Source organism: Allobosea sp. (assembly GCF_017308075.1).
Taxonomy (GTDB): domain Bacteria; phylum Pseudomonadota; class Alphaproteobacteria; order Rhizobiales; family Beijerinckiaceae; genus Allobosea.
On the sequence record NZ_JAFKFX010000053.1, the window covers coordinates 35,069 to 44,665 of the forward strand.

The following is a 9,597-nucleotide window of genomic DNA, read 5'->3' on the forward strand; positions in this document are numbered from 1 at the left end:
CACCCGTGCCGGTTCGGGCTAACCTTGCCCGGGACGGGTTTCGCAAGAAAACCGTGGGAGGAATCGATGCGAAAAATGCTCGCCCTGCTGGGAGCGGCCCTCTGCGTGCTGGCCGCGCCTGGTCCCGCCGCAGCGAAAGACTATCCGGACCGCCCGGTGACACTCGTCGTGGCCCAGGCTGCCGGCGGAACGAACGATGCCGTGGCGCGCTTCATCGCCGATCGGCTCAGCCGAAACATGGGGCAGCGCTTCGTCGTCGAGAACAAGGCCGGCGCCGGCGGCAATATCGGCACGGCATCGACGGCGCGGGCCGAGCCGGACGGATACACGCTGCTTGTCTCCGTCAACAACCCGCTCACGATCAATCCCTCGCTCTACCGGAGCACGGGCTTCGATCCGGTCGCGGATTTCGTGCCAGTCTCGCTCTTGGCGACGGCGCCCTATGTCCTCGTCGCCAACCCGAAATTTCCGGCGAAAACGATGCCCGAGCTTCTCGCCCTCGCTAAGGAGAAGCCCAATCAGATCCAGTACGCCTCATCGGGAATCGGCACCGTCAACCACCTCCTGGTCGAGATGCTCGGCTTCGAGACCGGAACGAAGTTCGTGCACGTGCCCTATCGCGGCGTCTCGTCGCTGATGAGCGATCTCGTGGCGGGACATATCGAGCTCGGCTTCGCCACGATGCCGGCGGTGCAGTCCTTTCTGGAAGGAGGCAAGCTCACGGCGCTCGGCGTCAGCTCGACGAAGCGCCTGGGCATCGCGCCGGAGATTCCGGCCGTCGCCGAAACGGTTCCCGGCTACGGCTCCGAGCTCTGGGTCGGGCTGTTCGCCGTCCGCGGTACGCCGCCGGAGATCGTCGCGCGGCTGCACCGGGAGATCACCAATATCCTCCATGCCCCGAAGGAGCGCGCGGCTTTGACTGCGATGGGCGTCAATCCGGCCACCAGCACGCCGGAGGAGCTGGCAGCGCTGCTGAAGCAGGATCTCAAACTCTGGCAGGGCATCGTCGCCAAGGTCGGCGTGAAGATCGATTAGTGGCGGATTTTTCCCGGCCGCGCCCGGTCGCTTGACCGGGTGCGGCCATAGCTGCCGACTCCCGAGTCGGCCCGGCGCGTGCGCGGCCAAAGCGCCGGAATGCTTCTCGTCTCCGTACCGCCGGCTGCCTGCAGCCCTTGCGGCATCGAGAATTCTCGGCAAGCTCGGCGCAAGCGCGAAAGCCGTGGGTGGGCGAGGGGGGAAAAATGGCCGAGGACGCCGATGTCGTGATCGTCGGTGCCGGGCTCGCCGGCCTCGTCGCTGCCGCCGAACTCGCCGATGCCGGCCGCAGGGCCGTCATCGTCGAGCAGGAACCGCAGGCCTCGCTCGGCGGCCAGGCGCACTGGTCCTTCGGCGGGCTGTTCCTGATCGATTCGCCCGAGCAGCGCCGGCTGCGCATCCGGGACTCTCTCGACCTTGCCCGGCAGGACTGGTTCGGCTCGGCCGGCTTCGACCGCGAGGAGGACCATTGGCCGAAGGCCTGGGCCGAAGCCTATCTCGATTTTGCCGCCGGCGAGAAGCGTAGCTGGCTGCACCGGCAGGGCATGCGCTGGTTCCCGGTCGTCGGCTGGGCCGAGCGCGGCGGCTATCTCGCGACCGGCCATGGCAATTCGGTGCCGCGCTTCCATGTCACCTGGGGCACGGGACCGGGCGTCCTCGAACCCTTCCTGCGCCGCGTCGCCGAGGCGCAGAAGAAAGGGCTGGTCGACTTTCGCTTCCGCCATCGTGTCACCGGTCTCTCGCGCAGTGCCGGCGCGGTCGACGGCGTCGCGGGCGAGATTCTCGAGGAGAGCGCGGTCGAGCGCGGGCAGGCGAGCGCCCGCACGGTGACGGGTAGTTTCGCGATCAGGGCCCAGGCGGTCATCGTCGCCTCCGGCGGCATCGGCGCGAATCATGCGCTCGTTCGGCGCAATTGGCCGGCCCGCCTCGGCGAGCCCCCGGCCCGGATGCTCTCGGGCGTGCCGGCCCATGTCGACGGCGCCATGCTCGCCGTGGCGGAAGGCGCCGGCGGCCGCCTGATCAATGGCGATCGGATGTGGCACTATGTCGAAGGCATCGCCAACTGGGCGCCGATCTGGCCGGCTCATGCGATCCGCATCCTGCCCGGCCCGTCCTCGCTCTGGTTCGATGCGCGCGGCAACCGCCTGCCTGTGCCGCTCTTTCCCGGCTTCGACACGCTAGGCACGCTCGAGCATCTGGGCCGCACCGGCTTCGACCATTCCTGGTTCGTGGCGAGCCGCAGCATCGTCGCCAAGGAATTCGCGCTCTCCGGCTCCGAGCAGAATCCCGACCTCACCGGCAGGAGCTGGCGTCAGGTGATCCAGCGGGCGAGGGCCGGGATGCCGTCGCCGGTCCAGGCCTTCCTCGACAGGGGTGAGGACTTCATCGTCGAGACCGATTTCTCCCGCCTTGTCGCCCGGATGAACGCGCTCGGCGGCGCCGGGCTGATCGACGAAGCCCATCTGCGCGCCCAGATCGAGGCCCGCGACCGCGATGCCGACAGCCCCTATGGCAAGGATCTCCAGGTCACGGCGCTGCGCGGCGCGCGCGCTTATCTCGGCGACCGGCTGATCCGGACGGCAAAGCCCCACCGCATCCTCGACCCCGCCCACGGTCCGCTCGTCGCCGTCCGGCTCAACATCCTGACGCGCAAATCCCTCGGTGGATTGATGACCGATCTGTCTTCCCGCGTACTCGGAGGAGACGGAGCGCCGGTGCCCGGTCTCTACGCTGCCGGTGAGGCGGCCGGCTTCGGCGGCGGCGGGTTGCATGGCTATCGCGCCCTGGAAGGGACCTTCCTCGGCGGCTGCATCTTCTCGGGGCGAATCGCCGGCAGGGCGGCGGCGAGGGCCGTCGGCTGAGGCGCCATCCTGCCCGCGTCAGCGATGCCTCTTTCCCCGCGGCTCGCGAGCCCCTAAACAGCCTCCTTCGCCCAGCGGCCATGATCTGGCGGCGCAGGCACAGGCCATGACGGCGCGGTGCGCCAGCAAGACCAACAGGATGCCACCCATGTCGCTCGTCGATTCCGTCCGCAAGCTGATCGTGCCGATCCACAAGGAAGGCTATATCTTCATCGCTATCGGCGCCGTCGCGACGCTGGTGCTCGGCCAGCTCTGGGCGCCCTTCGGCTGGCTCGGCACGCTGATCACCCTGTGGATCTGCTATTTCTTCCGCGATCCCGTGCGCATCGTGCCGCAGCGGGAGGGGTTGGTGGTTTCGCCGGCCGATGGCCGCGTCAGCCAGATCGGCACGGCCCTGCCGCCCCCCGAGCTCGAGCTTCCGGCCGAGCCGATGACCCGCATCTCGGTGTTCATGAACGTCTTCGACTGCCATGTGAACCGCAGCCCGGTCGCGGGCCGGATCGCCAAGATGGTCTATACGCCGGGCCTCTTCCTCAATGCCGAACTCGATAAGGCGAGCGAGGACAATGAGCGCAATGCGCTGGCTATCCAGACCAAGGCCGGCATTGTCGGCGTCGTCCAGATCGCCGGTCTCGTCGCCCGCCGCATCGTGCCCTTCGTCAAGGAGGGCGACGAACTCGCTCCGGGCGAGCGCTTCGGCCTGATCCGCTTCGGCTCGCGCGTGGACGTCTACCTGCCGCAGGGCGTCACCCCGCTGGTCAGCGAGGGCCAGACCATGATCTCCGGCGAGACCGTGCTGGCCGATTTCTCGGGCAACGACACGGATCGCGTGTTCCGCGCGATCTGAGGTCGCGCCGTCCTTCCCGGGTTGAGCGCGATGCTCGCCCCGGGAAATTTTGCAGGGTGATGCTCGGCTCAGGCCGGGCATGGCGTGTGGACCCCGCCTAGCCTGCCGCCTGAAAACCGCGTATTCCGGCTGGCATGAGCGATCTCTTCCCCCCTTTCGAACCCGAGCGCGTCGAGACCAAGCGCGCGCGCTTCAAGCCGATCCCGTTCCGGCTCCTGGCGCCGAACGTCATCACCCTGCTGGCGCTCTGCCTGGGCCTGACCGCGATGCGGCTGGTGGTCGAGGGCAAGCTCGAGACGGCGACGATCTGCATCCTGATCGCAGCGGCGCTCGACGGCGTCGACGGACGGCTGGCGCGCATGCTCAAGGGCACTTCGCGCTTCGGCGCCGAGCTCGATTCGCTCTCCGATTTCGTCAATTTCGGCGTCGCCACCGGCTATGTGCTGTGGATCTTCGTCCTGCACGACCTGAAATCCTTCGGCTGGATCGCGGTGCTGACGCTGGCCTGCGCCATGGCGCTCAGGCTCGCGCGTTTCAACGTCATGATCGACGATCCCAACCGTCCGGAATGGCAGAAGAACTTCTTCGTCGGCATGCCGGCTCCGGCCGGCGCGATCACCGCCATGCTGCCGCTCTATCTGCATTTCATCGGCGTGCCGGTGCAGGATTACGGCGCGCCCTTCGTCGGCCTCTACATCCTGTTCATCGCCTTCCTGACGATCTCGCGCATCCCCTGCTATGCCGGCAAGACGCTCGGCACCCGCGTCCCGCGCGATCAGGTTCTGCCGATCTTCGTCGCCGTGGTCGTCGTCGCCGGCCTGCTCTTCGCCTATCCCTTCGAGATGCTGACGCTGATCGTCGTCGCCTATCTCGGCCTGATTCCGGTGAGCGTCGCGCGCTATCGCAAGCTCGAGCGCGAGCATGCCGCGAATCCGCAGCCGGTTGCCGAGGCGGCGATGCCGGTTGCGATGGCGGACCAGTCCGAGACGCCGGAACGCTAGTTTCAGCTCGCCCTCAGCCGCGCCGGCCCGACAGCCGGCTGGCATTGGCGCTGGTGCGCTTCGAGAACGGCTCGAGCGTGTTGTGCGCCGCCTTGGCCGCGGCTTCGCCGAGCCCGCGTGGGGTCAGCGGCGTCACTGCCATGTTCAGCCAGAACAGGGTCGCAGCATGGCCGATGGCGAAGCTGCTTTCCATCACGGCCGAGACCTTCTCGACCACGGCCTTGCTGGCCTCGCGCTGGCCCCTGGCGTCTCCGAGGGCACCCTGCAGCAGGATGGGCAGTCGCATGGCGATCGTCAGCCCTGCATCGGCCTGCATGGTGATCATCTTCGAGACGATCGTCTGCGCCTGCGTTTCCGCCTGGCCCGCGTGCGAGCGCCTCTTCGATGTCGCCATGTTCGAATATCTCCGCGAGAACCGAGCGCTGGGCCTGCGCTGGCGCGGCTGCCAGAGCCGCGAGCCGGCGAATTTGGCAGTGCCGCATCCGTTGTGCAATGCGGCGGGGGCCGTAAAATATGCGTTACTCGCATGAAACCTGCTTGACGCCGGCGCTTGTATTGCGCCCAGCGCATCGGCTTGCGGTCGCATTCCCCCTTTCGCCAAATTGTTCTAAAGCCATCGAGAGGGCCTTGCATGGCCGGATCCGGAGCGAGCTAGACCGCGTTGAACCTTTTCGCCTCCTCGAAACCGGCCGGTTCGCGGCCGCAGCTGGTGCTGGCTTCGGCCTCGCCGCGCCGCCTCGCCCTGCTCGAACAGGCCGGCCTCAAGCCCGATGCGCTGCTGCCCTCTGATCTCGACGAATCGCCGCTCAAGGGCGAGCGCCCGCGCGACCTCGCCCGCCGTCTCGCCCGGGCCAAGGCCGAGGCCGGCCATGCCGCGCTGAAGAGCCGCCCCGATCTCGCAGGCGCCTATGTGATCGCCGCCGATACGGTCGTCGCTGTCGGCCGTCGCATCCTGCCCAAGGCCGAGGTCGTCGACGAGGCCGCGGCCTGCCTGCGGCTGCTCTCCGGCCGGGCGCACCGGGTCTATACCGGTGTCGCGCTGGTGACGCCGTCGGGCGCGATCCGGGAGCGCATCGTCGAGACGCGGCTGCGTTTCAAGCGGCTCTCCAATGAGGATCTGGAGAACTACCTCGCCTCGGGCGAATGGCGTGGCAAGGCCGGCGCCTATGCGATCCAGGGCATTGCTGGCTCCTTCGTGGTCAAGCTGGTCGGCTCCTATACCGGCGTCGTCGGCCTGCCGCTGCATGAGACGGTCAACCTGCTCGGCGGCGAGGGCTTTCCGATTCGCCTGGGCTGGCTCAACGCCGCCTGAATCAGAACAATGATGATGGAGGAAACGACATGGGCGAACGCCTGAAGGGCAAGGTCGCGATCGTCGCCGGCGCCGGCTCGATCGGCCCCGGCTGGGGCAATGGCAAGGCGACCGCGACCGTGTTCGCCCGCGAGGGTGCGCGCGTGGTCTGTGCCGACCGCAATCTCGACGCGGCGCAGGAGACGGCCGAGATCATCCGTGGCGAGGGCGGCGAGGCCTTCGCGATCCGCACCGACGTCACCCGGCCTGAGGATCTGGCGGCGCTCGTCGAGGCGACGCTCAAGGCTTATGGCCGCATCGACGTGCTCGACAACAATGTCGGCATCGCCGAGGTCGGCGGCGTCGTCGATCTGCCGCTGGAAACCTGGGAGCGGGTCTTCAACGTCAACCTGACCGGCTGCTTCCTGGCGATGAAGCATGTCGTCCCGGTGATGCAGCGCCAGTTCGCCGAGAGCGGGCAGGGCGGCTCGATCATCAACATCTCCTCGATCGCCTCGATCCGCCATACCGGCGTGCCCTATGCCAGCTATGGGGCCAGCAAGGCGGCGATGAACCAGCTCACCCGCACCACGGCGGCGCAATATGCCCGCGAGAAGATCCGCGTGAACGCAGTACTGCCCGGGCTGATGAAGACGCCGATGGTCGAGCATTCGGCCGGGCTGGCGCAGTCCTATGCCAAGGGCGATGTCGCGGCGATGTGGGCCAAGCGTGATTCGCAGGTTCCGATGGGCCATATGGGCGAGGGTTGGGACGTCGCCTGGGCCGCGCTCTTTCTCGCCAGCGACGAGGCACGCTATGTCACCGGGCTCGAACTGGTCGTCGATGGTGGAGTGACCTTGCAATATGGTGCCTGAAGAGCCTTCCAAGCCGGCTTCGCCGGGCGGCCGGCCTTGCCCGATCTGCGGCAAGCCGGCGGTGCAGCGCTTCAAGCCGTTCTGCTCGGCCCGCTGCGCCGACATCGATCTCGGCCGCTGGCTGAAGGGCAGCTATGTGATTCCCGGCGAGCCGGTCGAAGATCTCGCCGAGCAGCCGCGGCCGCGCGACGCGGAGGAGTGAGGCGCGCCGCGGCTGGCGGCGCCTGGCGTTTCGCCGGCCTCCGGCGGATTTTTCCACTGTCGCGATTTGCCGGCTGGACAGCCCGGCCCAGTCCCTCTATATCCCCTCGCACCAACCGAGGCGCAGCGCGCTTCGCCGGATGCCCAGATAGCTCAGTTGGTAGAGCATGCGACTGAAAATCGCAGTGTCGCTGGTTCGATTCCAGCTCTGGGCACCATTCCTTCCCAAAACGCCCAATTTCATTGAGGTTTCTCCTGGGTTTGCAAATTGGTTTGCGAGCCGGGTGTTCCACCGACGTTCGCGACCTTGCCGATTGCCGAGGTGGCCAGCTGCTCGCGTGAGACGGCCGCGGTGTAGCGTTCGACCTCTTTCAGGGTCGTGTGGCCGGTGATCGCCTGAATTTCGTGAGCTGTGCAGCCGGCTTCGGCGAGGCGCCGAGCGGCAGCCTTCCGCAGGCCGTGCGTCACGCAGGCATCAGGGAGATTCGCCAGCCCGATCGCATCGGCCATCCAGTTGCCGAAGCCATGCTCGCTGAAGGGCTTGCCGAACTCTGTCACCACGATGCAGCCGACGTCTTTGCGAAAGGCGTCAAGCGAAGGCGCCAGGCTGGGATGCTGGGCAATCGTGAGCTCGGCGCCCGTTTTCCCCTGGATGACTTTCACCTTCCCGTGCCGAACGTCGGTCCACAGTATCTGACGAACATCGCCCGACCGCTGACCGGTAAAGATCAGTAGGTCGAAGGCGAGACGCTGGCGCGTGCCGATGGGCCAGCGCTCTTCGAACTTCTCGATCTCGTCATCAGTCCATGTGTGCCAGGTGCCGAGCTTGAAAGTGTCGGTCGCGGCGATGGGGTCGTCCTTGCGCCAGCCCAGCTTGATCGCCAGCCTGAAGAGATTTCGCAGTCGCTTGCGCAGGTCCATCGCCGCAGCGGGTCGATCTGCCATCTCCGTGAAGATCGCGTCCAGGTGGCGCGTCTCGACCATGGCCGCCCGCTTGTCGCCGTGCTTCACCATGAACCGGTCGAAGATTTGTCGCTCGACGTAGCGCGTGCGCTCGCTCTTGTCCTTGAAGCGGCCGGTTGCGTAGTAGCGCTCCGCCAGGTCGCGCATGGAGCCGGGCGCGGCCTTCGAATTGCTGTCAGCGGCCGGCGCTGCATACTGCTCGAGCGCTTGGTTGTACGCCCGCATGAAGGCGGGCTCGCCGGGCTGACCGGGCAGCGCAATGGCTTTCACACCGGGCAGGCGGAGATAGTGGCGCACCTTGCCATGGCGGTCCTTGAAACGGTGGACGTGCTTGATCGTCACCGTGACCCCTCCGGCTCGAGAACCTCGTCCCATTCGTTGGCCTCCCCTGACTGCACGGGGAGCATGACCGGCGGCGAATCGGCGTCAATGGTGTGGACGACGATCGTGCCGTCCGGCTTGATCTCGACGCGCCCGACGCGCACGCCAGCGCCTGCAACGGCCTTCACCGTGCGCGTGATCGATGCTTGGCTGACGGGCGCGCGCGGCATCAGAAATCCCCTTCCTTCAGCCGGCCGGAAGCAGCTTTCGCCATAGAGCTCCGAAGCCTGTCGGACAGACGGAACCATTCACCGTTGGATCGCTCATCGGCGAAGTGCTTGTGAAGCTTCTTCTCGAAAGCGAGCCGGCCGGGAATGGCGACGTACGCGTCAAGGTCGGCGGGGGCGCTGCGGCGGATGTTTGTAAGTCTTTCTGAGGGGGATCGAGAGAAGCCAATCTTCACGAACTCGCCGACAGCAAGGAAATAGACATAGCCCATCCCGTTCCGCGGCTTGTGGCCAGGGAACTCCGGCAAGCCGGCCTCTTTGCGAGCGAGCGCAAGAGCCTTCGTGAACTCAGGCTTCTCCGGGTTGTCGGGAAGGCGAACAGGAGGCATCCGCTTCTCGAAGTGCGGACGCTCATCCTGCCAGTAATAATGAAACTCGCCCGTGGCGGAATCCCGCACGACGAACACACCATCGGCAACGGGGGCCACGCGATGGGCGGCTGTCTTGCGGTCGACGAAGACGGGCTGAACTGGCGCGCGCGTCATGGCTCAGCGCTCCTCCAAAGGGAACTTCGTGAACTGGTCGAGCCGCCCGGCCTCGAGATCGTCAGCGAGCTGTCGCAGCCCTGCAGGCGTGATGCGCTGCATGCCGGGCTTGGAAGGGTGCGTGTTGCGGAGGAGCCCGCGCGTGACCAGGCTGTTCGATATCCTGTCGGGGACGACCAGCGCAGTGCCCGGCGAACCTAGACCGCAAAGCAGGCGCAGTTGCTGCGTGCCAAGGCGCGCCATGCCTCACCTCCCGCCCATATGCGGCCAGTCGCCGTTCTCGGCTTCCATGGCGTCGGAGATCTTGCGCGAGGTCGCGACCCAAAGCGCGGCGCGGACCATCAGCATCATGACGAGCGCGGCGATGAAGCCGGCGGTGAAGCCCTGCCAGGTCATGAGAGCATCCCCAGCCATTGGCTGCCGAGCGCC

The 9,597-nt window shown here is 66.9% G+C and carries 14 protein-coding genes and 1 tRNA gene; 9 read left to right on the forward strand and 6 right to left on the reverse strand.

The genetic code is table 11. From position 1 onward, the window contains the following. Window positions 1-66: 66 nt before the first annotated feature. The 4 genes from J0J10_RS25290 to J0J10_RS25305 all read left to right on the forward strand — a co-directional run bounded on the left by J0J10_RS25290 (window position 67) and on the right by J0J10_RS25305 (window position 4,745). Entirely contained in the window at window positions 67-1,035 is a 969-nt protein-coding gene (locus tag J0J10_RS25290; RefSeq protein ID WP_291650180.1) for a Bug family tripartite tricarboxylate transporter substrate binding protein, read from the forward strand. Between the two features lie 206 nt (window positions 1,036-1,241). Continuing rightward, window positions 1,242-2,897, forward strand: a complete 1,656-nt coding sequence (locus tag J0J10_RS25295; RefSeq protein ID WP_291650182.1) for an FAD-binding dehydrogenase — start codon at window positions 1,242-1,244, stop codon at window positions 2,895-2,897. Window positions 2,898-3,003: 106 nt separating this feature from the next. Further along, the gene (locus J0J10_RS25300) at window positions 3,004-3,744 is read left to right on the forward strand and encodes a phosphatidylserine decarboxylase (RefSeq protein ID WP_291636577.1); all 741 of its coding nucleotides are present in this window, start codon (window positions 3,004-3,006) and stop codon (window positions 3,742-3,744) included. Window positions 3,745-3,878: 134 nt separating this feature from the next. Then, on the forward strand, window positions 3,879-4,745 hold the full coding sequence (locus J0J10_RS25305; RefSeq protein ID WP_291650184.1) for a CDP-alcohol phosphatidyltransferase family protein: 867 nt from the start codon (window positions 3,879-3,881) through the stop codon (window positions 4,743-4,745). Between the two features lie 13 nt (window positions 4,746-4,758). On the opposite strand, the gene J0J10_RS25310 is transcribed toward J0J10_RS25305, so the two are convergent. Beyond that, complete coding sequence (locus J0J10_RS25310) at window positions 4,759-5,031, reverse strand: hypothetical protein (protein WP_291650185.1); 273 nt, start codon at window positions 5,029-5,031, stop codon at window positions 4,759-4,761. Here J0J10_RS25310 and J0J10_RS25315 point away from each other — a divergent pair. The 5 genes from J0J10_RS25315 to J0J10_RS25335 all read left to right on the forward strand — a co-directional run bounded on the left by J0J10_RS25315 (window position 5,030) and on the right by J0J10_RS25335 (window position 7,330). Next, window positions 5,030-5,275, forward strand: coding sequence for a hypothetical protein (locus J0J10_RS25315; RefSeq protein WP_291650187.1), 246 nt, complete (start codon window positions 5,030-5,032; stop codon window positions 5,273-5,275). The two genes, J0J10_RS25310 and J0J10_RS25315, sit on opposite strands and share 2 nt — an antisense overlap. 131 nt (window positions 5,276-5,406) lie before the next feature. Further along, on the forward strand, window positions 5,407-6,057 hold the full coding sequence (locus J0J10_RS25320; protein WP_291650189.1) for a Maf-like protein: 651 nt from the start codon (window positions 5,407-5,409) through the stop codon (window positions 6,055-6,057). A gap of 29 nt (window positions 6,058-6,086) precedes the next feature. Further along, entirely contained in the window at window positions 6,087-6,911 is an 825-nt protein-coding gene (locus tag J0J10_RS25325) for an SDR family NAD(P)-dependent oxidoreductase (protein ID WP_291650191.1), read from the forward strand. Further along, window positions 6,901-7,113, forward strand: coding sequence for a DNA gyrase inhibitor YacG (gene yacG / locus J0J10_RS25330; RefSeq protein ID WP_291650193.1), 213 nt, complete (start codon window positions 6,901-6,903; stop codon window positions 7,111-7,113). The genes J0J10_RS25325 and yacG overlap by 11 nt, the downstream gene beginning before the upstream one ends. Before the next feature lie 141 nt (window positions 7,114-7,254). Then, window positions 7,255-7,330 (forward strand) — tRNA-Phe (locus J0J10_RS25335). 22 nt (window positions 7,331-7,352) lie between these two features. Here the strand turns inward: J0J10_RS25335 and J0J10_RS25340 are convergent. The 5 genes from J0J10_RS25340 to J0J10_RS25360 all read right to left on the reverse strand — a co-directional run. Continuing rightward, a complete protein-coding gene (locus tag J0J10_RS25340) occupies window positions 7,353-8,417 on the reverse strand; it encodes a tyrosine-type recombinase/integrase (RefSeq protein ID WP_291650195.1) in 1,065 nt (354 codons plus the stop codon). Continuing rightward, window positions 8,414-8,626, reverse strand: a complete 213-nt coding sequence (locus tag J0J10_RS25345; protein WP_291650197.1) for a hypothetical protein — start codon at window positions 8,624-8,626, stop codon at window positions 8,414-8,416. Before J0J10_RS25345 ends, J0J10_RS25340 begins: the two co-directional genes overlap by 4 nt. Beyond that, window positions 8,626-9,168, reverse strand: a complete 543-nt coding sequence (locus J0J10_RS25350; RefSeq protein WP_291650199.1) for a GIY-YIG nuclease family protein — start codon at window positions 9,166-9,168, stop codon at window positions 8,626-8,628. Before J0J10_RS25350 ends, J0J10_RS25345 begins: the two co-directional genes overlap by 1 nt. A gap of 3 nt (window positions 9,169-9,171) precedes the next feature. Next, entirely contained in the window at window positions 9,172-9,411 is a 240-nt protein-coding gene (locus J0J10_RS25355; protein ID WP_291650201.1) for a hypothetical protein, read from the reverse strand. Window positions 9,412-9,414: 3 nt separating this feature from the next. Continuing rightward, window positions 9,415-9,597, reverse strand: a 183-nt coding sequence (locus J0J10_RS25360; RefSeq protein WP_291650203.1) for a hypothetical protein, incomplete at its 5' end; no start/stop codon positions are given.

Excerpts from the sequence above, each read along its gene's own strand:
- J0J10_RS25315 (WP_291650187.1), top strand. The coding sequence starts at position 5,030 with ATGGCGATCGTCAGCCCTGCATCGGCCTGCATGGTGATCATCTTCGAG.
- J0J10_RS25305 (WP_291650184.1), top strand. The coding sequence starts at position 3,879 with ATGAGCGATCTCTTCCCCCCTTTCGAACCCGAGCGCGTCGAGACCAAG.
- J0J10_RS25355 (WP_291650201.1), bottom strand. The coding sequence starts at position 9,411 with ATGGCGCGCCTTGGCACGCAGCAACTGCGCCTGCTTTGCGGTCTAGGT.
- J0J10_RS25325 (WP_291650191.1), top strand. The coding sequence starts at position 6,087 with ATGGGCGAACGCCTGAAGGGCAAGGTCGCGATCGTCGCCGGCGCCGGC.
- J0J10_RS25345 (WP_291650197.1), bottom strand. The coding sequence starts at position 8,626 with ATGCCGCGCGCGCCCGTCAGCCAAGCATCGATCACGCGCACGGTGAAG.
- J0J10_RS25300 (WP_291636577.1), top strand. The coding sequence starts at position 3,004 with ATGACGGCGCGGTGCGCCAGCAAGACCAACAGGATGCCACCCATGTCG.
- yacG (WP_291650193.1), top strand. The coding sequence starts at position 6,901 with ATGGTGCCTGAAGAGCCTTCCAAGCCGGCTTCGCCGGGCGGCCGGCCT.
- J0J10_RS25290 (WP_291650180.1), top strand. The coding sequence starts at position 67 with ATGCGAAAAATGCTCGCCCTGCTGGGAGCGGCCCTCTGCGTGCTGGCC.
- J0J10_RS25350 (WP_291650199.1), bottom strand. The coding sequence starts at position 9,168 with ATGACGCGCGCGCCAGTTCAGCCCGTCTTCGTCGACCGCAAGACAGCC.
- J0J10_RS25310 (WP_291650185.1), bottom strand. The coding sequence starts at position 5,031 with ATGCGACTGCCCATCCTGCTGCAGGGTGCCCTCGGAGACGCCAGGGGC.
- J0J10_RS25295 (WP_291650182.1), top strand. The coding sequence starts at position 1,242 with ATGGCCGAGGACGCCGATGTCGTGATCGTCGGTGCCGGGCTCGCCGGC.